We start from the raw sequence: 24,578 nt of genomic DNA on the forward strand, positions 1-24,578 counted from the left end.
TGTTTCGCTGTCGGGTACTTTCCCGACCTTTTCCCGAAAAGCCCACACGTCGGTACACAGGGCGCGAAGTCGGCGCCGTTTGGTTCGGGACGGTTGGGACGATAAAGACGATATTTCGGGCACCCCTATATATCGTACACACCGTACTTATCGTCCCTCTTTACGAATCGTTGACGGGTGGTTCGTACTGAATATGGATGTTGCGGATGTTGTTGCTTTTTTTTGGACTCATACGTCACGCCGAGTTCCTCTAAATCCAACCGCCAGTGATTCATCTTCCGCTTGAGCGCGTTGGCTTTGATGTCCGTGCCTGCGTAGCGATTGAATTTCTCAAGGAAATCTGCGTTACTGCCGGAGAAGAAAGATATCTCCTTCATCATCTCAACCAGCTTTTGCAGCTCCTTCGGTAACACCATTTCAGGATTTTCGACGCTGTCGGATATGTAGTCCCAAGTACAGGTTTCCTTGTCAAAGTGCAGCTCGATTTCCCTGTCCTCAATGTCGCGCCCAGTACAGTGCAGAGTGGCGTTGCCGGAGCTACGTTTGCTTTTCAGCAAAACAAATTCGGTGTCGGCGCAGCCTGCCAATCCGTTGGTGCCTGAAATCATATCAAACGGGTCGTCTGCTTTTTCCTTGCGGACATGATGAACAAGGAGAATCGTGATTTTCAGCTCATGCGCCAGCTTTTTCAAAACCTCCATCTGACTGTAGTCAACCGAATAGCTGACTTCGTTATTGGCGCGGACTTTGAGAAAAATATCGATTGCGATGAGGACAGTTTCCGGGTGCTCCTCCAGACCGTCGCCGATCGTCATGCAGCTCGTCGCAAAATGAACATTGGACGGTGCATCCTCCGTGACAGTCAGCAATCTTTCCTGCAGGCGCGATTCGGTATCCTCCAAACTGAGGTAAAGTGTTGTTCCTTTCACTGTCGGGAAATCCCAGATTTTTTCGCCCTTCGCAATTTTCACGCACCAATCAAGTGTCAGCCATGACTTTCCAACCTTCGGCGAACCGCTGAGCAGCGCCAATCCCTGAGGCAGGAGCTTCCTGATGACGTATTGTGTCGGCGGCAAATCCTTGTCCGCCAGCGTAGCGCCGTCACAGGTGCAAAACCGCTTTTGATATGAGTCGATATCCAGATTCCAGTTTTCTTCCATGCTTGTTATTCCTTTCTGTTTTGATATTTATTTCACGCCCATGTGGGCGGGATATACGGTTTTGAAACAGTCCTTTCACTATTCAGTACATTTTTTGACTGTTTCGGGGTGGGGAAAAATAAAAAAGATTTCTTTCTCCGTTGTGTACAAACGAGAGCTTTGACATTTGTGAAATATCACGGTGATTGGTGATTTGCCCCTCTACTTTTGTATTGCTGAAAAAAACAGTGCTTTGTTCAGGCTTTTTTCTTTTTCTAATAACTTTGGAGAGATGCACAAAAAGCAGAAGAACAATTCAGTTGAATACAACAAGGGTGCGTCTTCTCTTTCATCATCTCGATTTATACCTGCAATTCATTCGGCAAGGTTATTTATACAATAACTTTCCTTTGTTCTCCCCTTTGCTTATTAGCCATTTTTACGGCACAAAAATATACCCATTTTACTAAAATTTCTAAAGATTCGTTAATAATGCTCCGAGTTCGGCATAATTCTATTTATTATTGTAGATAGAATGACATATTATTCTTGATTATCTCTTGCATTATCAATTGTATTCTGATAAAATACAATAAACATCATATTACGATAGGATTAAATAATGATTGTTTTCTCTTTTGAAAAAGATATTGCGCGCTTTCACAGCGCGTGGAGTGAATGGAAGTACTCTGTGTATCATAAAGATACTCCTCGGCATTACAATTGGGCTGTGCAAGGATTTTACGGCTGCGGAAAAACAGAATTTCTGCGACAGTTTTGCGAACTGAACAAGGACGCTGTATATTTGAATTTCAAAGACTTGGACAGCAGCACCGCGTTAGCTGTATTCTGCAAACGGATTCTTAACGGTGAAAGAGCTCCGGACTGGATTGAGGCGGTTGAGAAATATAAAAATCTGACAGGCGCACGTTTTCAGGTTTTATTCATTGACGACGATAACGGCTCGGCAGCATATAAAGATTTTGAATCAGCGATACAATCTGTAAAGCTTCACGATCACACGCTCGTTCTTCATGTCAAGAGCTTTGCTCCGGAATCGGAACAGAAACCCGGTAATCCATAACAGTTGGTTTATCGATCGGTATGTCAAAGGAAAAACGAAACCCGCCTATCTCAAGCATAAGGACGGATTCCGTTTCAAGATTGATTGTATTATTGAAAACAACGGCAAAACGCTGGTTTGTGTATTTCCGCATTCCTTCGATGAAAAGATCACCAAGGAACAGTTGGAGCATCACATCAACGTCAGCAGCAGCTACGGGAGCCTATGCAGCGAGGTTTCCCTTGTCGTGTTTAGCGTAAATCGATTCAGTGATTGGTGTGTTCATCAGGCTTCGGTTTACGACCAGCTGTTCTGCGTACCGTTAGAGAGATTGAAATATTAGAAAACACAGCGCATAGATTAGCGTTATGCCAATCCATGCGCTGCTTTTTGCGCCCCACAAACCGCGACAAATCGCCTGTGTGGGCTTTGTTGTGCGAGGTCGGGCACTTACCCGATTTTTTGTTTCGCGCGACACAGGGCGAAACAGGGCACGTCAGGTTTTGCCGTAGCTTAGCGCTTCTACTGCAATTTTGATACCGAGAGAAAACCCCCGGATAAACGCGTCGCGTTCTCCGAGGGTCAATAGCTCAAGGTAGTTGTCTTTGAATTTTTGAAATGTTTCCTTCTGCTGTTCCGTCAGCGTAGCTGTCAGCGCTTCATCGTGACGGACAACAAGCCTGTTTGCCATGTCATACTCGCTGCCCTTGATGATTGGATTTTCATGCGGAATGATATTCCCGTAGTAGAAATTTTCCAGAGTGGTCATTGTGTTCACCTCGCTTTCTCAGCAAGACACAATACCACAGATGAGGTGAAAAGTCCAGAAAAAAGCTAATTAATTTTTGCAGAAAGAATACATCTTAATGAGATTCATCAAAAACATTGAAAAAATATATAAAAAAGAATATAATAGATTTGTAAAAATAGTATTTGGAGGTATCCAATGGCGCTTAGTTTTTTAAATCTATGGATACTTTTGATTGATAAGGAGATAAAAAAGTGTGATATGGAGCGCGGAGCTGGTATTACACATTATGCTTTAGGACAGCTTACACGCGGGAAAGATGTGTCGATGGAAGTATTAGGAGAGATTTGTCAGACATCAAATTGCAAAAATACTGAAATTATGGAATTTATTCCGGATAGGGAAGGTGACGATATATGACCGTTGCTGAAATACTAGAACAACTAAAGTACGGAGAACATATACATCTTGAGTGTAAAAAAGCAGAATCTACCTTACCGAACTCTGTTTGGGAGACCTATTCTTCTTTTGCCAATACCGATGGCGGGTTGATTTTGTTTGGTGTTGAAGAGCATTTAAAGGAAGTGGATTTTGATCGTCGTTTTACCTTTGTTTCCGTAAAAAATCCCGATCAGCGCATCAAAGATTTTTGGAACACTATTAACAGCAATAAGGTAAGCGGTAATATCCTGGTTGACTCGGATGTCGGAAGTTGCGTTGTTAACGGCGCGACTGTCATTTGGATTAAGGTACCGCAGGCGAACTACAAACAACGCCCTGTGTATATCAACGATAACCCGATGAAAGGCAGTTTTAAGCGAAATTACGAGGGGGATTATCACTGTACTGAAGAAGAAGTCAAGTCGATGCTCCGTGATGCTAATGATTCTGGTTATGACGGAGGTTTGCTGATCGGTTACACGATGGACGATATTGATATGCAGGCGCTTCGTTCCTATCGTATTGAGTTTGAGCATCATAATCCCGTCCATGTTTGGAACGGCGTGGATGATCTAACGTTTATGAAGAATATGTCCGGATATGCGGTTGATCGTTCTACAGGAAAAGGATGGCTTACCACAGCAGGGCTATTGATGTTTGGCAAGGGAGTCTCCGTTATGGAACGCTATGGGAATATCCGTATGGATTACCTTGATATCAGCAATTTAAGTCCCGGCAGTCGCTGGAGTGATCGGTTGACCTATGACGGAACCTGGGAACAGAATTTGTATAACTTTATGCGTATAGTAATGCCTAAGCTGGTTTCAGGATTAAAGCGTCCGTTCCGTTTAGAGGGAATGGTTCGTGTAGACGATACACCGGTTCATCATGCCATACGCGAAGCTGTCGTCAATATGATTATCCACAGCGATTATATGATAAGTAGCGGTATTCTGAAAGTTGAAAAGAACGACAAAGGATTTGTCTTTTCCAATCCCGGCAGTCTGCGCCTTCCTGTCAGAACGATATATGAGGGCGGTCATTCGGTTGCTCGCAATCCGCGCATACAAACCTTTTTCCGTATGATAGGCGCCGGTGACAATATCGGCTCCGGCTTTCCGACAATCTTGAGCGCATGGGGAGAAGAAAACTGGCGTAAACCCGACTTGAGCGAAGATACAGAGATGCGCATCGTTAATCTGAAACTTTGGATGATTTCTCTGATGCCGCAGGAATGTACCGAGCATTTGCAGGCATTATTCGGATACAAGTACTCCCGACTGAAGAAAGAAGAACAGATTATTCTGGGTACGGCACACTTGGAAGGATCTGTTACAAATGCCAGAATGCAATCTATCTTTGATATGCACAGCACAGAAATCGGTCATATTCTGGCTGGGCTTGTTGATGCAAATATGTTGATCGCGGATAAAAAAGGACGTTGGACCAGTTATAATCTGAATGAAGATTATCAGATTCAGGCTGAGCAAATGGATATCGACGATATTCAACCGGCAGAAATCGTGTTCCGAAATGATACAGATCTAATTATTTATGAGTATATCCGTACAAACGGTTTTATTACTACACATCAAATCCTTGATATAACAAGGATCAATACAAGTCAAGGTGCTAATGCTGCGTTGGGAAGATTGATGAAAATGGATTTAGTTAAAAAGATACGAAAGGGAAGACAGTTTATTTATCAATTGACCAATTGATACACCAACTACAATTGGTGAAATAGTTGGTGTATCAGCAAAACAGTTGGCGTATTGTGCTTTCCTTTGTTGTAAAGTAATGATATATCAGTTGACATATTTATTAAAGTTGATAGGCAGGAAAGCCTCTGAAAATAAATTTTAATAGCGAAGAAGAAATTTGTTATTACAAGTCAAAATAACACACTCGGCGATGAGGCGTTGTAGGCACTTGGTTGTTACTGGAAAAGTCCGGTTCACGAATATGAAGATAGTGTTCATTCTACAGTGATAGTAAATGAGCTGATCGAAGAAAAAAGTGATCTCCGGAGGCCATGTGAAACTGCGAATATGAATTGAAGGTGTTGTGACGAGCTGAATGTTATTAGCCGCAAAAGAGCTCAGATTGGAGAAATAGCTATGATAACCGTACAGAATATTAAGAATGCGCTTCTTATAATGGACTTTACTGAAAACGACGGTCTGTTTGAAAAAGAATATCCAGCATTCAGATGTAAGATGCAGGTGGATTTTTCTGCAAAGAAACTTATATATCCGGAATCAATCAAGGGTAGAGAGCGAAACGACGGATTCAATCAATTGGAAAACTTTGTTGTTTTCGAGTGTGTTAACCGTCTTTTGGAAAAAGGATATTGTCCTGAACATATTGAACTTGAAAAAGCATGGCATTTAGGACATGACCCTAAGGGCGGCCGTGCTGATATCTGTGTATCTGATATAGATGGCTCAATGTTGTTGATTATTGAGTGTAAAAAAGCAGATAAATTTGATGCAGAGTATAAAAAATTGCGTAAAGACGGTGGACAGCTGTTTTCATATTGGCAGCAAGAAGGAGCTACTAAATGGTTGGTCCTTTACACATCTGATTATGTTGATGGAAAGATCGAGTATAAAGCACCGGCCATTAGTTGTGCAGATGACGCTAATGCAATTGAGCATTCAAAAAAAGATAAGGATATACGCTTGTATTCAACGGCGCATACAGCAGTAGAATTGTTCGAAGTATGGAGAGATACATATTCGCAATACGAATACAACGATCCGGTTTTTTCAGATTATGCCTCTGCCTATAATGTCGGTGATATTCCATTATTTAAAAATCGTCTAATTGACTTTAATCCTGGAGATAAAATCGTTAATAAATTTGAGGAGATACTGCGTCATAATAACGTTAGTGATAAAGAGAACGCGTTTAATCGTTTAGTTGCTTTATTTATCTGTAAACTGGTAGATGAGAGTACAAAAGGTGATAATGATATTGTTGAGTTTCAGTATAAACGTGGCGAAACATATGAGAACTTGCAGGATCGGTTGCAGAGACTCCATCAGGAGGGTATGGAAAAATTCATGCGAGAAAAGATTTTCTATATACCAGCAGATTACCCGGAACGGTTGTTTTTGACATATACTGGTTCAAAACGCAGAAAAGCAATTGAAGACTTACAAAACACAATTCGTATTCTTAAGTTTTACTCGAATAATGATTTTGCCTTTAAAGATGTTCATAACGAAGAACTATTCTATCAAAATGGTAGAGTCCTTGTCGAGATGGTTCAGCTGTTTGAGAAGTACAGAATTGTTTATCCTTCAAAACACCAGTTTTTAGGTCTCTTGTTCGAACAACTATTAAATAAAGGCTTCAAACAAAATGAAGGACAGTTCTTCACGCCAATCCCAATCACACGTTTTATCTGGGATAGTTTGCCTGTCGATCGTATGGTAAAATCCGATAAAGGAACAGTGTATCCAAAGGTAATCGATTATGCATGTGGAGCAGGGCATTTCCTTACTGAAGCCATTGAAGCTATCAATTCATTTGCTGATAATAACGGTGATAACACTTGGGTTCGAGACAGTATTTTTGGTATTGAAAAAGATTATAGACTTTCACGAGTATCAAAAATATCGCTTTTTATGAATGGAGCAGGTGAAGGAAACATTATCTTTGGGGATGGGCTTGAAAATGCTCCAGATAAAGGAATAGAAAATGAAAGTTTTGATATTCTGGTAGCAAATCCTCCATATTCTGTAAAGGACTTCAAACAGCATTTGCTGTTAAAAAACAATAGCTTTGAATTATTAGATAGAATAGGAGATAGTAGCGGTGAGATAGAGGTCCTATTCGTTGAACGTATCTCTCAACTGTTAAAGCCTAAGGGCATCGCAGCTGTTATACTGCCGGTGACTATTCTTAGCAAAAACACCTCTAGTTATATTGGTGCTAGAGAACAAATATTAAAAAACTTTTTAATTCGCGGGATTGTCCACTTAGGAAACGGTGCTTTTGGTAAGACGGGATCTGATACTATAATTATTTATCTCGAAAAGTATGCTGAACCTCCTAAAATGATAGATTTGGTGACTGACAGTGTAAACGCAATCCTAAATGGCGATAATTTAGAAGAATGGGAAGATTCACAGATTTTTGAAAGATATCTCAGGCAAATCGATGTTTCTAAAGAAGAATATACCTCTTATATCCTCGAAGAAACCGAACTGGATGAGCTTGCTTCATCTGAATACTTTGATGTGTATGTTACTGAATTCTTAACTTCTTCGAATTATAATAAGGTTACAAAAACTAAAAAATTTCAAAAAAAAGATGAAATAGAAAAAGCCACAGAAATAAAGGCTTTGTTTTACAAATATTCCAAAGCAATAGAATTTGATAAATTGTTTTATTTTGCGTTAACCAAAGACCAACAAACTGTTATAGTATCTAGTCCACAGAAAACTAAGGAAAGGAAACTGTTTCTCGGATATGAATATAAGGATACAAAAGCCTAAATTATTCACGCAAGTGCCGGTAAGGACCCCAACACCGAAAAAACACAGATAAAAATGAAAAATGGGCTTTCACCTAAAAGATGAAGCCCGCAGGGTATGGAAAAGGGACTTCAAATTTGGTATAATGTAGTTACCACAACAACAAACCAAAGGAGAGAAGTCCCATGGCTATTATATCAGAAACAGTGTTGGAAAGCAATAAGAAAATTCGCGTAAATTTCGATGGCGGCAATCTTTCTTCGGATGGCGGACTGCTTTTGCTCAAGGAGTTTTATCACAAGCTGGGCGTCAATTCGCTGCTCAGAAATCGTTTCCGCACAACGGACACTGCTTCATTCCGAATCCACAAAGATCATGAGAATCTTTTACAGATGCTCTATCAGATTACCGGCGCCTATTTTCAGGACGATCACGCCGACAGCCTGAGAAACGATCCTGTCCTGAACGCTGTTATCGGCAAAACCGCTTTAGCCTCTCAGCCTACTCTGTCCCGTTTTCACAACCGCATGGATGAACGGAGTTTACAGCAGTTGGAAGAGATACAGCGGATTCTTCGCAGAAGAGTCTATTCTGTCGATAAACCGGAGCACATTCTGTTCGACCTCGATTCCACCTTGCTGGCTGCATATGGCACGCAGGAAGGCGAAGCGTTCAACTACCACTACCAAGCCCACGGTTATCATCCCCTGCTTTGCTTCGACGGAATGACCGGAGATTTACTGATGGTAGAACTGCGCCCGGGAACGCAGTATTGCAGCAACGGAGCAGCCGCATTTATGCTGCCGCTTCTGGAGGAATATCAGAGAGATTATCCTCAAACAGCCCTCTTTGCACGGGGAGACAGCGGTTTTGCCACAGATGAACTCTACAGTCTGTTTGAAACAAACGGCACCGGCTATGTCATTCGGCTCAAGGAAAATCCTGTGCTGAGAAGACTTGCTCAAGACTTGGACTCTGAACTGTATGATCTTACCCGGGAGGACACTGTTTCTCATGCCGTCGTGTATGGTGAATTTCTGTACAAGGCGGGTTCTTGGGATTACCCCAGACGCGTCGTCTGCAAAATCGAGAAGCCTTACGGTCAGGCGATTCACATGCATACCTTTGTTGTGACCAATATGGAATCATCTCCTGAGGATTTGATCCGCTTTTACTGCAAGCGCGGAAATATGGAAAACTTCATCAAGGAGTGCAAATCCGGATTTGATATGAGCTATGTCAGCAGTTCTTCCATGATTGTCAACGCCAACCGGGTTCAGATTCATGCGCTTGCATACAATCTCTTCAACTGGTTCCGCCGCCTGACACTGCCTGAATCCATGCGAAAGGATCGTATCGACACTGTCAGACTCAAGCTGTTGAAAATTGCAGCCAGAATCGTCAGCTCCGCGAGATATGTGTATTTTAAACTGTGCAGTTACTGTCCGCATCAATCCCGGTTTTTCGAGACTCTCGCCAATATTAAAAAACTCAGTCCGCAACTCGAATAGACGTTACCCCGTGTACCTTGACAGCTTCAAAGAAATCCCGTTCAAAAATTATCTGACCCCCAAGGGAGTAGTGCGCCTTTTTTCGGTGGAAAACTTTGCAGGATGTCAGTGATATTGATGTCTGATAATGCACAACCATTTGCAGATGCAGTTTCGGATGTGCATGAATAATTCAGGAAAAGGCTTTGAGGGAATCCATGAAATAAAACCAGGCGGATGTTTGTATAACAACAAAGACAGAAACGACACGAGTACTCTAGCATATGCCATCAGAAAATCTTTTGATGATGTAGTTCCTGTGATGAGTGAAGATAACCAGAAATATGCAGGAATAGTGAATACATGTGATATGTTAAACTATGTTAGACCTATCTTTGATAAGGCGATACGATTATCGGCAGCAAAAAAAATTGAGATTCAGAGCCAGTATCCGATGTCAAAACTCGGTAAGATAGCACCCTTTAGCACAAACAGAATTAATGTTGACCAAATCCAATTATCGGATTATGTTACAACAGATAATATGCTGAAAAACAAAGCGGGGATTACGAAGTTTTCAGGTGAAACAGATATTGATAGCGTGGTTGAATATCAGCCTGGAGATATTCTGGTGTCAAATATTAGACCATACTTAAAGAAGATTTGGTTTGCAGATAGGAATGGCGGTTGTTCTCCGGATGTTCTGGTCTTTCGTACTGTAGATAAAGAAAAAGTTAAGCCTGAATATCTGTTCTGTATTTTAGCTCAGGATATCTTTTTTGATTATATGATGGCAAATCGTCAGGGAATCAAGATGCCCCGCGGGGACAAAACTATGATTCCGCTGTTTAGAATTCCCATCCCACCCATGGATATACAACTGCTCATTATCGCCGAAAGTAAGAGGATAAACACTGAATATTCGCAAGTGATGAAAAAGATTCAAGAATACTGTACTGAGATTGAAAAAGTATTTGTTGATTTAGGAGAACTGCCCAAAACACAAGTAAAGTACTACTTAGCTGACAAGGACAAGTTTACTGTGATGATCGGGCAACGTGTTATAGAATCTGAATTAGAATACGATGGTACAATTCCGGTTTATAGCGCAAATGTTTTTGAACCGTTTGGCTATTTTGATAAACTTCTTTTGGAAGATTTTTCAACTGATTCCGTATTATGGGGTATAGATGGTGACTGGATGGTAAACTACCAGCCTAAAGAAATGCCGTTCTACCCAACCGATCACTGCGGTGTATTACGTGTAGTGACTAATGAAGTTAACCCGCGATACATGGCTAGAATACTGGAAGAAGAGGGAAGAAAAATGGGATTTTCCCGCAGTTACCGCGCATCGATTGACCGTGTTGAAAGCATCTCTTTTGCTGTTCCGGATATTGATGTTCAGAATAAAGCGATGGAAGAGGTCTTGCGTCTTGAGAAGCTTATAAAAGATGCAGAAAAATTACTGAAAACACTGAGCGAAAAGCGTTCGGAGATAGTTCAAAGGTATCTATGAAGATTAATTGAGAGTTGCTCCTTGCATTAAATGCTGGGAGTATTTTCAGAATGTGAGTATCTCTTTTGGTGGAGAAATCAATGCATAAATCGGCGAATATGGGCGGGTCAGGTTTTGCCGTACTTTAACGCCGCTGCTGCGGGAATCAGTACCTTTACTATCAGCAAGATGGGCAAGGGCGAGAATGTCACAACAGATGTATTTGGCAAAATTTGCATATGCGCGTGAGAGCAAATGACATTGTCAGCCTGATCGTGAACCGATGCAGAATGTTTTAATAAGTAATTTGTATAAACGCCGAGGTGAGATTGCCTCGGCGTTTATGTATATACTTTGTGACTTCCGTAAAACTGAAATATATGATCCTTTTACGCTTTTATTCAAAAACAGCGTCGAAATTTGTTGAAAGTCCATATAAATGGTGATATAATAACCTTATATTATATGTGATACGAGGCGTTGTAACATGAAAAAACATATTGTGTGTTCGCTGATAATTGGTGCGGCAGTTATTGCTGCCGCCGGAACTGCACACGTTCTTGCCGAGGAAACCACTCAGAACAGCGGAGCGGTTCATTTGACTTTTGCCGAAAATTATAATCTTGATATTTCATATTTTTCCGATGAGGCTTGCAGTATTCCTTTGTCTACGGAAAACTGTCGATTGAATCAGGGCGACAAAATATACGCGTCTTTGCCCGCGGTAAAAAACGCCAAGAGTAATCTGTACCGCTTTGATTGTTTTCGCATCTGGTCGCATAATGAGGACGGCAGCAAAAACGAATTAATCGCGAAGTCAGACGATGCCGGCGGTTTGGTTTGGACTGTCCCGGAGGATTTTACCGGTACTGAGATTTCCGTTGAGCCGCTCGGAGGTTTTGAGCAAAGAAAGCTAAAGTTCAGTACATATAGCCTGGACGAAAACTTAAAGGAAGTAGAGCTTCAGGGCAAGTGGCTGGTAAACGGAAAGAGCAATGCTGAAGTCAGCCCCGTTGAATCGTATAAGGTTGTTTTTGATTACAGCGATTACTCCGATTCTCATTATTTTGTTTCCTCTACTCCGAAATGCTTTAAGAATAACGAGAGCGACTGCAGAGTAGTTTTCCCTGAAGCGGATTCACTCAATCCTGTCGATACATACACTGTACAGATGCACCCGTACTTTTCGCTCCGTATTATTGACCCGGAATACAATGTAATGAATTTCATTCCTATATTTGAACGCGATGCCGTGAAGAGCGTCAAGAAAAACGGTGAAGAGGTTTCGTATTCCGCGGGCGGAAACGAAAAAATCGACAAGCTGAAAGCGGGAGATAAGATTGTTGTTGTGGTGAACAGCCTTTATAGACTGATTGGAAAGGGCGTAAATGTCGGTCAGCCCGTTGAAGCGGACGGCGGCTATGAGTATACCTTTACAATCCCAGATTCATACGGCGACGCTTTGGAGATAACTCTGAGCAAGCGCAGTCAGGAAAAAGGAGAAAAGGTTTCGGTTCCTGAAATAAAGAACGCGTCTATTACTCTTTATAACAAGAATGGTGTTGAGCTGCGTCCCGATGAAGTTGCGCCCGACGGAGGCGAAATGATCAAAGTGGTAATCAATCCTTTCTCAGGATATTACGTGTCGGGCAATGACATCGGCGGAAAAAGCTATGAAAAGGAAATGAGTTTTTCGGACTACAAGAATAATATAGACAAGATTATTTCCGAGCATACGGTCAAGAAGTATCTTGCAATCACACTAAATAACAACAACGACTATGGCACCTGTGCATATTTTATTGACGGACAGGAGGTCAGCGGTACTCAAAGCGTGAAGGAGCACCAAATTATTGAGCTGAAATTCACTCTTGCGCCTGATTCTGATTTCAAGATTAAGCGCGAAGGTTGGGAAGCAATGTGGTCGGCATTTTCACCTGATTCTTTTACAACAAAGATTGAGGTGACTGAAGATATGAATCGCACGGAAATTGACTGCAGCAGGTATTTTGACGTTGAAAGGAAGGAAAGCAAATGAAATGGATAAAATGGTTCAAATGTATTCCGGTTTGGGTGCTTCCGCTTTTGTTAAGCGTTATTATACTCGGCGGTATTGTGATTATCGCCGTTGACGCTGTTCCTAACTATCTCAGAGTCGCGCCTGAGGGTGTTAATATCTTTCAGAGTTTGATTCCAGGTATGGCGGATAGCTACGAAAAAGGAAAGGAACACGGCTTGAGCGCTGAGGATACCGAGCTTGTTCTTGCTGCTCGTTTGAAGGAAAACGGAAAGACGGAGGTTTTGATAGCCGACGGAGATATTACGGATTTTCAAAAGTATTCATCGGAATTATTTAATATTAATCTCGATAAATACGCTGCTTTGTATGAATTTCAGGTAAACGTGGTTTTTACAGTTGATTTGAGTGAAGCGACTGCGGAGATAAATGATGAAGGTACGGTCGTTATCAGAGTACCGCAGCCTTCATCGGAGATAATTGTTGACCCGGGCAACGTGAAAACAATTGCAGAGGATTCGAATCCTCTCTTTGACGGCAGCACATCAGAGGGAGTGAAAGCGTATATCAATTCCTTCAATCAACTCAAGAAGAAAGCTGGTGAAGCACAGGTTGAGCTGATTCCAAATTACGATACCCTTTTGGATCGCGCAAAACTATCTGCGGAGCAGATTGTCACCGAAACAGTCCATGGAGTATACGGCAGCGACAAAAGTGTGGAAGTTGTATTTGGGGAGGAATGATTGTGTCCGAGATAATAAAACGCGATGATTCTGAAATCATCAATGAGGAAGATAAAGATACCGAAATTATTGAGAATAAATCAGGAGACGCCGAATTCATTGAAACGGAGTGCGCTGATACAGAATCGCCGGAGGATAAAAAACACGGAGCCAAGAAATGGCTTGTACTATCGCTTGTTCTGGTTGTTGTTGTACTGATTCTGGGAGTGGTTGGCGTAAGACTGAAGTGTCAGACGAGTGCCTACGAGCTGGGTGAAAAACTGCATCACGTCAGCAATAAAGCGACGCTGTCAATTGATTCTCTTCGTGAGGTTCATAAGTTAGAAGTAATAGACGTTGATTCGGTGGTATATATTACAGATGTTGACAACCAGGACCCTGATGTAAAATCATGGGTCAAAATATCGGGAACAGGACATTTTGTTGTCAATATGGACATGGCTGAATACATAGTTGACAAAGAACGCGGAAGCGTATTGATCCGTGCTCCAAAGCCGTCCTTTGACGCTGACAGCATAGATATTACGCCCGAGCTGTTGTGCGCGAAAGAAATAGTATTTTTTTACGGAAACGTGCAGGCGGGAGAACAGCTTGCCAAAATACAGCTTGATGAGGGCAAAAGAAAGATACAAAACAGAATTGAATCCAACGAAGAATATTATAATATCGCTGCAGACAAGGCAAAAAAGATGATAAAAAATCAGGTATACGCCTTGAATGCCGATAACACTGATATCAGGATAGATGTTGAGTTTTATGACGAATGAGATTTCAATGTAAAATGAATGGCGGTGAGGCAGAATGATCGACCTGAATCATCTTGAACAATACCGTGAAAATAACCGTATCGAGGCGAAGCGCGCTCTCGGTGGTTTGCCGCACAGCATCTGGGAGACGTACTCGTCCTTTGCGAATACGTTTGGCGGAATCATTCTGCTCGGCGTGGTGGAGCATAAGGACAAGACGCTTCATTCGGTCAATCTGCCCGACCCCGAGGAGCTTGTGAGCGAATTCTGGGAGATTGTACGCAACCCAAAACTCACCAGCGTGAATATTCTCTCCGCCAATGACGTGAGAATCGAGGAGGTCAACGGCGACCGCATCATCGTCATCACAGTGCCGCGTGCGGAGCGTTTTTATAAGCCCGTGTATGTTGACGGCAATCCCGTGAACACCTACCGCCGCAGCGGTGAGGGCGATTACCGCTGCACGCAGGAGGAGTATCAGGCGATGTTGCGCGACGCGGCATATGCGACGCAGGATATGCAGAAGTTAGAGCAGTACGATGTGAGCATACTGGATTTTGAGAGCGTGCACAAATACCGAGAACGGGTGCATGAATCCCACCCGAATCACGTCTGGGAAACTCTTGACGATGAGGAATTCCTTTTTAAAATCGGAGCCGTCAACATTGGGGAGCAGGGCATACGTCACCCGACCGCCGCAGGTCTGTTGATGTTTGGCACCTCGGAGATTATAAGACAGAACTATCCGAACTACTCGCTCGATTACCGCGAAGCCGACTATCAGCTTGTGTCCGATTCGGGCGACTGGAGCGGCAATGTATTTGATTTTTACGAAGCTGTTTACGGCAGATTAAAGCTGATATTGCCTGACAATTCGGTGCGTATGGCGGCAAGAGAAGCACTTGCCAACTGTCTTGTCAATGCCGATTATTACGGCGAAGGCGGCGTGGTAATCATCCGACGTGAGGACAGGATCGTCCTATCAAACCCGGGAGATTTTCGCATCGAGGTCGCGGCGGCAAAAAGCGGCGGCTTTTCCGACCCGCGAAACGGCTTGCTGATGAAGATGTTCAATCTGATTGACATCGGCGACAGTGCGGGCAGCGGTATCCCGAATATCTTCTACACATGGAAGCAGCACGGTTGGAGTGAGCCGACAATCAAGCAGACAGTTCATCCGAACCGAATCGAATTTCTGCTGCCGCTGATGAAGCGCGGCGACAAGGTGACGAGAATCAAGCAGGAGGGCAAAAATGCTGAGATGAAGTCCGCCCTGAAAAGAGCGATGATCATCGACTACCTCACCGACCATGCGGAGGGCAGTTTTGAGGAGCTGACAAAATTGCTCGGAGTGAAGCCGTCCAATACGAAAAAGTTGCTTGATGATTTGATTGAGGAAGGGATTGTCGCCCTTACGGAAAACGGGATGTATCTTTTGAAGGCATAAGAATGAAGCCTTGGTACTTGTTGAAAGAAGGATAAGATGAACAGTATTGACGTAGAATTCTTGGAAGAATATAAGTTTGTGGATGCCATTTGCCGTGATATGCTGCATGAAGAGAAGGGCGTCAGCGCCTACATAGAACAAATGAAATTAACACCAATGTCTGTTCGTTTAAAGATTTTTGGTTGGGAAAATGACTATAAAACGCTTAATCATCTTCGTTGGGTTAGAAATAAGATTGTTCACGATACCGGATTTGCAGAATGTACTCTATCAGATGTTGAGTCACTCAAACGCTTTCACAACAGATTACTCACGCAGCAGGATCCGCTGGCGAATGTTTATCAGATTAAACGAAAAGGACATCTTGAAAAGGATACACTCGAGGATTATGCTGTTGATATCAATACAAAAGCTGTGAAAAAGCAATTAACGCCAAAACATAAAACAAAAAAGAGATTGATTGCAATTGCGTGCATTACGGTGTTCGTATTACTTCTTATTTTCTTTCTATGGTTTATCATAGGATTACCTCATATTTAATCAAACATAACAGGCTCGGCGTAACAGAAATTACACCGAGCCTGTTTTATTCTCTTTGCGGATACAAACGAATTGATTCAGAGGAAAGTGGGTCATGACGGGTCAACGCCCGGAATGATTACTGAATAGCAGCTGACGATTCATTGTTCATGAGCTGTTCTAACTTTGCGTCGTCGTAATCGCTCAAGCCGCCCTCAGGGTAGATCCTGACCATGACCATCGCGACGGGCTTCATGCCTGATGTGATTATCAGATCGTAATAGCCGGGAGCATTCGTCTCGGGATGAGCGTAGAAGGAGCCCCATGCAGCGCCCTGCTCCTCGGGCTTTGTCAGCTCGGTCTTGGGTGTGTCGTCGTTCAGCGCGGCGACGAATGTGTCGGTATAGGTCGCGGCGTCATCGGAATGAGGTACGAGATATGCCGCCAGACCGCTTGTCAGCTCGGTCTGCGGATACAGCTCTATCCACTCGCTCTGCTCAAAAACGAAGCGGATCTTATCGGCGGACGCTTTCCAGCCGTTAACGCCTTCCTCGGTGCCGACCTGATTGCCGTTCAGTTTCAAAGCGGAGATCGCCGGAGCGTCGCCCTCGTCCTGATTCAGGGCATACAGCTTGCCGGGCACGGGCTTTTCTGCCGTTTTGTCAGCCGACGCGTTCGTGGTCGCGGACTTTGCAGTCGTTGTCTGCTCGGTAGTCTGCTGCTGTGTCTCGGTCTGTGAGCTCTCTGCCTTTGAGGAGCTGTCTGACGATTTTCCGCAGCCGGCAAACGCCAGGATCGCTGCGGCTGCAAGCGCCGCGCTCAGTATTCTTTTCAGTAACATAAATATTCCTCCTTTTTTGTTTGCGATAGCTTGTTTAACAATTATATCATAACACGGAAAACTGCAATATTCAACCGATCTATCAAAATGTTTTGCGGAAACATCTCCTCAGGATACTCAACAGCGTGCCGCCTGTTTTTTGATTGATTTTTCGCATGATTTGTGATAAGATTATTTCAAATAAAATCAAGTGTTAAAAGGATGTATAATATATGATAATGCAGGTCAATCAGGTCGTTTCAAACGGCAGAAATCAATTTGAGATTTTAGAAAACGGACTTCTTCTGTACAGAGCCTCATCTCCGTTCTTTAAGCCCGGAACGCCCGTCGGCGGCGACGAAGTCCGCAGGCTCATTCTGACGGACGCTTTCAACCGTTTGTTGTTGTTTACTGACTATAATGTGTTTGAAAACCTCGTCGCTTCTGCGATTCCGATGAGCTGGCTGTTCAAGGGCGCAAAGCAGGTGCGCCGTTATTCCGTGCTCAACAGCGAAAATCAGATCGTCGGACGCTTTTACTTTGAGCAGACCGGCGTAGCGAAATCCAAGCTCGTTTTGGAATGGCGCGGAAGGCTGATAGTCGGTTATCGCAAGGAAGCGGGCAAGAAGGAGGTCGTCTCCTTCTATGACGGTGAAACGCAGATCGGGCAGCTCACAAAGCCCAACGCTGTCGTCAATAACTGCGACTGCTATCTGCTGCATTTTCTTGACAATAGCCTTGACCGCGAGATCGCCGCTTTCTTTACGGTTTATTATGATTTTCTCTATCACAACCACAGCGGAGAGCTTATGAGGGGCAGGCGTACGGATGTCGAGTACACCTTTGACCGGTACAACAAAATGTTCAACAAGAATTTTATAGCCGATAACTTCGGCAAGGAAGAAAACGAGCGTGTGGAGCAGTTCATCAAGGACGCCTACAAATCAAGGAAGAAGAAATAACTCAGCCTTGGAGAATGCCTTATGTATCTGAAAAACGGTTTGATTGAATTCTTAAAAGTTAAAAACGTTATCCTGCTGATTTTGGGCGTGACCTTCACTTCAATTTCATTCTCCCTGATGACGCAGCTGGTCGTAGGACTCCACGGCGATTTTTTATCGATTATCCGCGCCGGCAGTCTGATCGCAGCGTTTGTGTTTTTCGTCTTTGGAGTTTCGATGATCGTATATTCGAGAATATCGCGTATGATGATAAATGAAGCTGTCTTTTTCTCGGGATATTTCGAGGGCGATCTGAACGGCTATGTCGATTTCGCGGAGCTTGCCGAGGTAACGGGCAAAACGCCGGAGCAGATTCAAAGCCGTCTGAGATGGCTGAGACCGCTGTATATGCAGAATTTCCGCGTGATCAAAACAGTAAATTACCGCTACCCGGAGATCATCGAGCTTTACAGCAAGACCGTCACCTGCTCCTGCCGCAGCTGCGGCGGCTGGATGGAAAAGCGCGTGTACTTTGAGGGTCGGTGTCCGTATTGCGGCAGCTCCGATCTGACCGCGCAGGTCGTGTCAGGTCAGCGGGTCTACTTCATCAACGACAACACAACCCGCAAGCCCTATAACCCTGCCTATTACGAGGGCTCGCCGCTTCAACCCAAGCGCATCGGATACGCCGTCGGCTTCGGCATCGAGCTGTTCTTTTTCCTGATTTTTCTCATTGTATTTTTGACGATGGTCAACAATTACAACAACGAGCCGTATTTCAGGGATATGTTCAGCAGCAGTATGACGTCTTTCAGTTTGTTCCAGTCGGGTCTGCTGAATGCGATCATCTTTTTCGCGTTTGCCCTCGCGGCGATCGTACTGACAGTCCCGATAACATTTTCCCGCATGTCAAACATTGAACACTCGCAAAGTTTAGCGAGAGATTTCGCGCAATGGTTAAAGCCGTTTATAAGCCTGCAGGAGTTTGACAGGATGCAAAGAGAGAAGTACTCTTACAGCACCATTTCCCCCGAAAAGCGGTATAAGAATATTGTGGAAGCCATCAAGGAGGGCTATCTGCGCGGCTGTACGCCCGAGATGCACGGCGGCGTACTGAGGATAGCGCTCGCAAAGCAGATCGTCAAGGATCGCTGTCCCGGCTGCGGCGCACCGATCGTCGGAGCAGTCACCGAGAATTATTCATGCCGCTACTGCGGACGCGTGATTACAGGCGTTATCCGCAAGCAGTGAACGGAAAGAAAAACAAAAGAACAGCAACGGTGGCAGTGAATATTCTAAAATAACGAACAATGAAACCGGCTCGGTGCAGCAGAAAATGCGCCGAGCTGTTTTGCGCTAAATCTCGTGAGCGTATTAAACCACAGGTTTAATGACATTCCTTTTATTATGCTTTACAATAAAGACATAACAGATGAAGGAGTGATGAATATGAATTTGAAAGAAGCGTTTAGATTTCAGAACAGGCTTGAATACCTGATAGAGAAGGCTGAGAACATCCTTGATGACGAGGAGTGTGTCACGCTCACAAAGCGTACCTATCTCTACAAAAAGGCAAATCCCGAAGCCGAAAACGAAACTGTCACTGTGATTCCCGACACAGAGTATTACCGCCAGCTCAATGAGATGATTGAGTTTGCGGTGTATTTGCTCGACCAAAGAGAAAAACTGTCTGAGGCAATCAACAAAGTAAAGTATAACCTTCTGCTTGATTTGGACGGCGAGATCAGCTTGAACCGCTACCGTCAAAGATTGGCTGAGACATTCCGCCGCATGGCACGCATCAAGAGCAAGGAAGTCACCGAGACGAACAGCGGCGTCGGCTATCGCTTCAATAACGACGGCAATCAGGTTTCATACAAATGCGACGTGAAGCGGGTTACGACAATCAACTTTAACCGCAATACCGTTCGCAAATACGCCGCTCAACTCAGCGGAAAATCTGACGCGACCTCTAAAAATTTTCGTTCAATAAACTAAACAACAGGCTCAGCGTAAAAAAGCACACTGAGCCTGTTTGCTGTTTTAGTAAGTGTTTAATTTGAAATATTAGAAAATGTTATTGAATTAATCATATACAGCGGCACATTTACCAGCCCATCATCTTCTTCCCGGTAATTTGCCATTGAAGCTCTGATACTGAGCGCCGGCTTGTATTTCTCCCGATAGATTTTCAGACTTTTAGCTTTGAGGTTTTCTTCCGCTTTGACTTCCAACGGAATGACTTTTTCACCATCGTCGAGCAGGAAATCGATCTCACAGCTGTTGCGGTCGTTGGTATAGTAGTAGATACCAAAATCAGAGGTGGCTTTCAGCTGTTGCAGGACATATTGTTCTGTCAATGCTCCTTTGAATTCCTTGAACATATCGTTGCCGTCAAGGAGAACGCTTTTACTGATTCCCGACATACAGCCGAGCAGTCCTACATCAAGCAAAAACAGCTTGAATGCTTTTAAATCTTCATAGGCTTTCAACGGAAGATTCGGTGTTGTAATGCGGCTGACCTTGTGAACAAGTCCGCAGTCACACAACCACATAATCGCTGTTTCAAAATCCTTGGCTCTGCCACCCTCGCGCACAACGCCGTAAATAAATTTTTTGTTTTCTTTGGCGAGTTGTGAGGGAATGCTGTTCCATACCATTCTGATTTTCGGGACAATCTCCGACGGCGCGTGTTTGGAGAAATCCTGTTCGTATGCTTCGAGAATTCGTTTTTGCACTTCGCGTACCTCGTTGAAATCTTTGTTATGCGAAAAACGCAGAACAACCTCCGGCATACCTCCAATAAAATAATATTGCTTCAACAGGTAAATAAACTGCTCGGAAAAAGAGCTGATAAGTGCATAGTCGCCGCTGTTGAGTAACTTGTAAAGCTTATCGTAACCGGTTCCCAATAAAAACTCGTCAAACGACAGGGGATAGAGCTTGAGAAAATCCACCTTGCCGACAGGAAAAGAAGTGCCTTCATGCAGAGCGATACCGAGCAAGGATCCGGCACAGATAATATGATACTGCGGAGCATTCTCATAAAAGTATTTAAGACTGCTGAGAGCGGCAGGAACCTCTTGCACCTCGTCAAAGATTATCAGCGTGTCATCGGGTGTAATCGTTATATCGGAATAAATTTCCAGCCCCATGATAATTCTCTCTATATTCAGATCTGAGGAAAACAATTCCCTCATTTGTCTGTTGGAATCGAAGTTGATATAGACAGTCTTTTTATAACATTCTTTTCCGAATTCCTTCATCAGCCATGTCTTACCAACCTGACGCGCACCTTCAATAATTAAGGGTTTGCGGAAGTAACTGTCTTTCCATTTCTTTAATTTTTCAATTGCAGAGCGATACATATCATCAACACCTTTTGTAAATCTATTATTATTAGTATAACGCCAAATCACAAAAAATACAACGAATATTTTTAAATCACAACAAAAAATACAACGAAAAACAGGTTCGGCGTAACAGAAATTACACCGAGCCTGTCAATATTAATAATAATTTCCCCTCTCGAATACACACTGATAAAAACTGCCTCCGTCGATATGTACTATTTCCATCCCATTCTTTTGGCTAAATCCAACATAGCAAAGCTGTATTTTTGCCATTTTTTCAATGTTATCAGTGACGGGTCAGAATTATGGATATATATGGAAATTCAAAGTAAACCAATAGAGCTGATTTATGTTGAACAATAGAATCTATTAATCTGATATTAGGTTTATTGTTCTGAATATTAACTATATTGTTCTGAAAATATTTTATATTATTCCGAAAAGCGCTTGTATTATTCTGAATGATAGGGTATAATAATCTTAATCTAAACTAAGGAGTAATTGTATGGCTGAAATGATGACAGTAAAACAAGCATCGGAGCGATGGAATATTTTTGACAGCAGAATCACAAAGCTCTGTCGCGAAGGGAAAATCCCCGGTGCGGTTAAGGATGGTAAATCGTGGCTGATTCCTGTTGACACGCCAAAGCCTGCGGACAACAGATATAAAAAACAGCCAAACAAGCTAAAGCAAGAAAAGCTCCCTTTGCCGGTTGGTGTTTCCGAATATCGCGTGGCGTCGACACAATACTATTATATCGATAAAACTATGATGATCAAGGACTTTTTGGATGAACGTCCTATGGTATCGTTATTCACGCGTCCGAGGCGTTTCGGTAAGACATTGAACATGGATATGCTAAAAACATTTTTTGAGCATAGTGATGAAGATACTTCTGTTTATTTTCAAGATAAAGCTATATGGAATTGCGGAGAACGCTATCGGAGCTATCAGGGCAAGTATCCTGTGATTTTTGTTTCCTTTAAGGATATCAAATTTGATTCGTGGGATCTGACTTTTGAAATGCTAAAAGCAGTGATCGGCACAGAATTTGAACGTCATTTTGAATTGGCAAATTCAGATAAATGCAGTGAAATGGATAAAAAGCAATATCGGAAAATTGCCGAGCGAGAGGCAGATATTGTATCGCTCTCCGGCGCATTTGATGTTCTGTCGAGAATGCTGTATCGGCATTACGGGCAAAAAGCGATTATTATTATTGACGAATATGACATTCCAATCCAGCAGGGACATTCCAAAGGCTTTTATGATGAAGTCGTTGATTTTATGCGAAACCTATTTTCGGGTGGATTAAAAGATAATCCCGCGTTAGCTTTTGGTTTTTTAACTGGTATTCTTCGTGTGGCAAAGGAGAGTATTTTCAGCGGACTTAATAATTTAGTTGTCAATTCTATTCTTGATGAAAGCTACAGTCAGTATTTTGGTTTTACAAAATCTGATATTGAGCAGATGGCATTGTATTACTCTGCAAAAGATAAAATGACGGAGTTATGCGAATGGTATGACGGGTATCGCTTCGGTGATACAGAGATTTTTAATCCGTGGTCGGTTATCAATTATTTTAAGAACGGGTGTAAGCCGCGCGCGTTCTGGCAGTCGACAGGAAGTAATGAAATCATTTCGGAAGTAATAGCCTGTGCGGATGAAAGCATTTATGAACGATTGGAAAAACTGTTGCAGGGCGACAAATTTAGAGCATTAATTGATACAGGCGTCATTTATCCTCAAATAAAGATCAATCCTTCATCGATTTACAGTTTTTTGTTAGTAGCCGGTTATTTGAAGGCGGAAAATGCGGAGATTTCTTCAAGCGGTGATTTCCTATGCGATATTTCTCTGCCTAATAAAGAAATCAAAGCAGTATATAATAAAGAAATACTTCAAAAACTTAACGCTATTGTTCCTCAGTCTTCAGCAGTTGAAATTCAGGAAGCAATTTATACAAATGATTCAAAACGCTTGCAGCAGCAATTAAGAAAGCTGCTTTTACAGTCTGCAAGCAGCTTTGACACCGTCGGAGAACTATTCTTTCACGGTCTGTTTCTCGGTATATGCGCAATATTTGACGATCAATACTACGTGACATCTAACAGGGAATCGGGAGAGGGAAGATTTGATATTCAACTGATGCCGAAGAATAACAGCAGACCGGGTGTTTTGATTGAGTTGAAATCGAAAAAAGATCTGTCGAAAGAACAATTGGATACTTTGGCACAGGAGGCGCTGAATCAAATCAATGAAAGGCAATATGATACGGAAATGAAAACGCACGGCATAACAACGATCTTTAGGTATGGCGCAGCGTTCAGTGGTAAGAATGTAGCTATTTGTTCGGAATCGGAGATGAAATAATGCTATCGGTAAAGACAACAGAAAATTTGGCAGGCGTGACGGTCAGCGGAACCTATTGGGATTTGAACGCGTTATATGACGCGCTGACAAATGTTATCGGTGAAGAAGAAAGCTATCCGGAATTTGAAGCGTGCAGGATTCGTGTATTGGGTTTATGCTATGATATCCGTCATGCTTATCAGGGAGACAGAAACAGAGGTAAAATTGAGTACGGAGATGAAGTGTTTTCGTTTGAATATCTGTGGCCTGAGATGGTGTTTATCTATGGCGTATTGGATGAATTTGTAAGATTGTCCTCAGGGAGCCTATGCTATCTGCGTCAGGAAGGCGCTGAACGGTTATTTTATCATCCCGAAACAAAGGACGAGCTCTTGGATCGTTTGCCGGATGATATAGCTTTTGTATGCTATTTCCGGAACTTAATCATCAACGCTTTGCAGCGCACGATAGACGAAAAGCGGTTTAAGAAGATACACAGAGCATTGGAAGACAGATACAGCTACACGCTTATGAAGCGTTATTACAACAACTTTTGTACGCAGTGGGTAGATATTCAAAATGTAAAGTATCTTAAACGTGCGCCTGAGAAAAGAAAAACCTATCTTGCTACCATATCGGAGAAAATTCTGTTTGACAACTCAGATTATGATGCATTGGAAGATGGTGTCTATGAATTTGCAAGAGTATGCGGTGTACCATATTATGAAATCGAATTAACCGATATACAGTATCCGGACGAGATAGAATGGTAG

General features: G+C 42.9%; 21 protein-coding genes. 17 read left to right on the forward strand and 4 right to left on the reverse strand.

Annotation, left to right across the window (positions count from 1 at the left end; translation table 11 throughout):
* Positions 1–125: 125 nt before the first annotated feature.
* On the reverse strand, positions 126–1,160 hold the full coding sequence (locus AB1I49_RS02155; protein WP_407721267.1) for an AAA family ATPase: 1,035 nt from the start codon (positions 1,158–1,160) through the stop codon (positions 126–128).
* 601 nt (positions 1,161–1,761) lie between these two features.
* Between AB1I49_RS02155 and AB1I49_RS02160 the strand changes: the two genes are divergently transcribed.
* Complete coding sequence (locus AB1I49_RS02160) at positions 1,762–2,223, forward strand: ATP-binding protein (protein ID WP_407721268.1); 462 nt, start codon at positions 1,762–1,764, stop codon at positions 2,221–2,223.
* 475 nt (positions 2,224–2,698) lie between these two features.
* On the opposite strand, the gene AB1I49_RS02165 is transcribed toward AB1I49_RS02160, so the two are convergent.
* Positions 2,699–2,971, reverse strand: a complete 273-nt coding sequence (locus AB1I49_RS02165; protein ID WP_407721269.1) for a DUF6809 family protein — start codon at positions 2,969–2,971, stop codon at positions 2,699–2,701.
* Between the two features lie 177 nt (positions 2,972–3,148).
* Here AB1I49_RS02165 and AB1I49_RS02170 point away from each other — a divergent pair, with 177 nt between their 5' ends.
* From AB1I49_RS02170 to AB1I49_RS02220, 11 genes are all read left to right on the forward strand, one after another.
* On the forward strand, positions 3,149–3,370 hold the full coding sequence (locus tag AB1I49_RS02170; protein WP_407721270.1) for a helix-turn-helix domain-containing protein: 222 nt from the start codon (positions 3,149–3,151) through the stop codon (positions 3,368–3,370).
* The gene (locus tag AB1I49_RS02175; protein WP_407721271.1) at positions 3,367–5,112 is read left to right on the forward strand and encodes an RNA/DNA-binding domain-containing protein; all 1,746 of its coding nucleotides are present in this window, start codon (positions 3,367–3,369) and stop codon (positions 5,110–5,112) included. The genes AB1I49_RS02170 and AB1I49_RS02175 overlap by 4 nt, the downstream gene beginning before the upstream one ends.
* Before the next feature lie 399 nt (positions 5,113–5,511).
* Positions 5,512–7,899 carry a type I restriction-modification system subunit M gene (locus tag AB1I49_RS02180; protein WP_407721272.1) on the forward strand — a complete coding sequence of 796 codons (2,388 nt, stop codon included), beginning with the start codon at positions 5,512–5,514 and terminating at the stop codon, positions 7,897–7,899.
* Between the two features lie 164 nt (positions 7,900–8,063).
* Positions 8,064–9,389, forward strand: coding sequence for an IS1380 family transposase (locus tag AB1I49_RS02185; RefSeq protein ID WP_407720620.1), 1,326 nt, complete (start codon positions 8,064–8,066; stop codon positions 9,387–9,389).
* Positions 9,390–9,552: 163 nt separating this feature from the next.
* A complete protein-coding gene (locus AB1I49_RS02190) occupies positions 9,553–10,887 on the forward strand; it encodes a restriction endonuclease subunit S domain-containing protein (protein ID WP_407721273.1) in 1,335 nt (444 codons plus the stop codon).
* Between the two features lie 114 nt (positions 10,888–11,001).
* A complete protein-coding gene (locus AB1I49_RS02195) occupies positions 11,002–11,115 on the forward strand; it encodes a helix-turn-helix domain-containing protein (protein WP_407721274.1) in 114 nt (37 codons plus the stop codon).
* A 238-nt stretch (positions 11,116–11,353) separates the two neighbouring features.
* Positions 11,354–12,904, forward strand: a complete 1,551-nt coding sequence (locus AB1I49_RS02200; protein WP_407721275.1) for a hypothetical protein — start codon at positions 11,354–11,356, stop codon at positions 12,902–12,904.
* The gene (locus tag AB1I49_RS02205; protein ID WP_407721276.1) at positions 12,901–13,626 is read left to right on the forward strand and encodes a DUF4230 domain-containing protein; all 726 of its coding nucleotides are present in this window, start codon (positions 12,901–12,903) and stop codon (positions 13,624–13,626) included. The genes AB1I49_RS02200 and AB1I49_RS02205 overlap by 4 nt, the downstream gene beginning before the upstream one ends.
* Positions 13,627–13,628: 2 nt before the next feature.
* Positions 13,629–14,393 carry a DUF4230 domain-containing protein gene (locus AB1I49_RS02210; protein ID WP_407721278.1) on the forward strand — a complete coding sequence of 255 codons (765 nt, stop codon included), beginning with the start codon at positions 13,629–13,631 and terminating at the stop codon, positions 14,391–14,393.
* 34 nt (positions 14,394–14,427) lie between these two features.
* On the forward strand, positions 14,428–15,819 hold the full coding sequence (locus AB1I49_RS02215) for an RNA/DNA-binding domain-containing protein (RefSeq protein ID WP_407721279.1): 1,392 nt from the start codon (positions 14,428–14,430) through the stop codon (positions 15,817–15,819).
* A gap of 36 nt (positions 15,820–15,855) precedes the next feature.
* Entirely contained in the window at positions 15,856–16,359 is a 504-nt protein-coding gene (locus tag AB1I49_RS02220; RefSeq protein WP_330055815.1) for a DUF6548 family protein, read from the forward strand.
* Positions 16,360–16,477: 118 nt separating this feature from the next.
* Here the strand turns inward: AB1I49_RS02220 and AB1I49_RS02225 are convergent, their stop codons facing one another.
* On the reverse strand, positions 16,478–17,179 hold the full coding sequence (locus AB1I49_RS02225) for a hypothetical protein (protein WP_407721280.1): 702 nt from the start codon (positions 17,177–17,179) through the stop codon (positions 16,478–16,480).
* 212 nt (positions 17,180–17,391) lie between these two features.
* On the opposite strand from AB1I49_RS02225, the gene AB1I49_RS02230 reads away from it, so the two are divergent.
* The 3 genes from AB1I49_RS02230 (at position 17,392) to AB1I49_RS02240 (ending at position 20,097) form a co-directional block, all read left to right on the forward strand.
* Entirely contained in the window at positions 17,392–18,120 is a 729-nt protein-coding gene (locus AB1I49_RS02230) for a hypothetical protein (protein ID WP_407721281.1), read from the forward strand.
* Between the two features lie 21 nt (positions 18,121–18,141).
* Positions 18,142–19,350, forward strand: a complete 1,209-nt coding sequence (locus AB1I49_RS02235; RefSeq protein ID WP_407721282.1) for a hypothetical protein — start codon at positions 18,142–18,144, stop codon at positions 19,348–19,350.
* A gap of 198 nt (positions 19,351–19,548) precedes the next feature.
* The gene (locus AB1I49_RS02240) at positions 19,549–20,097 is read left to right on the forward strand and encodes a hypothetical protein (RefSeq protein ID WP_407721283.1); all 549 of its coding nucleotides are present in this window, start codon (positions 19,549–19,551) and stop codon (positions 20,095–20,097) included.
* 56 nt (positions 20,098–20,153) lie between these two features.
* On the opposite strand, the gene AB1I49_RS02245 is transcribed toward AB1I49_RS02240, so the two are convergent.
* On the reverse strand, positions 20,154–21,467 hold the full coding sequence (locus AB1I49_RS02245; protein ID WP_407721619.1) for an ATP-binding protein: 1,314 nt from the start codon (positions 21,465–21,467) through the stop codon (positions 20,154–20,156).
* Between the two features lie 490 nt (positions 21,468–21,957).
* Here AB1I49_RS02245 and AB1I49_RS02250 point away from each other — a divergent pair, with 490 nt between their 5' ends.
* Both AB1I49_RS02250 and AB1I49_RS02255 read left to right on the forward strand, forming a co-directional pair.
* A complete protein-coding gene (locus AB1I49_RS02250) occupies positions 21,958–23,826 on the forward strand; it encodes an AAA family ATPase (RefSeq protein WP_407721284.1) in 1,869 nt (622 codons plus the stop codon).
* On the forward strand, positions 23,826–24,578 hold the full coding sequence (locus AB1I49_RS02255; RefSeq protein WP_407721285.1) for a DUF6904 family protein: 753 nt from the start codon (positions 23,826–23,828) through the stop codon (positions 24,576–24,578). The genes AB1I49_RS02250 and AB1I49_RS02255 overlap by 1 nt, the downstream gene beginning before the upstream one ends.

Origin of the sequence: Ruminococcus sp. NATIVEDY160, assembly GCF_045819885.1 — a bacterium.
Taxonomy (GTDB): Bacteria; Bacillota; Clostridia; order Oscillospirales; family Acutalibacteraceae; genus Ruminococcoides.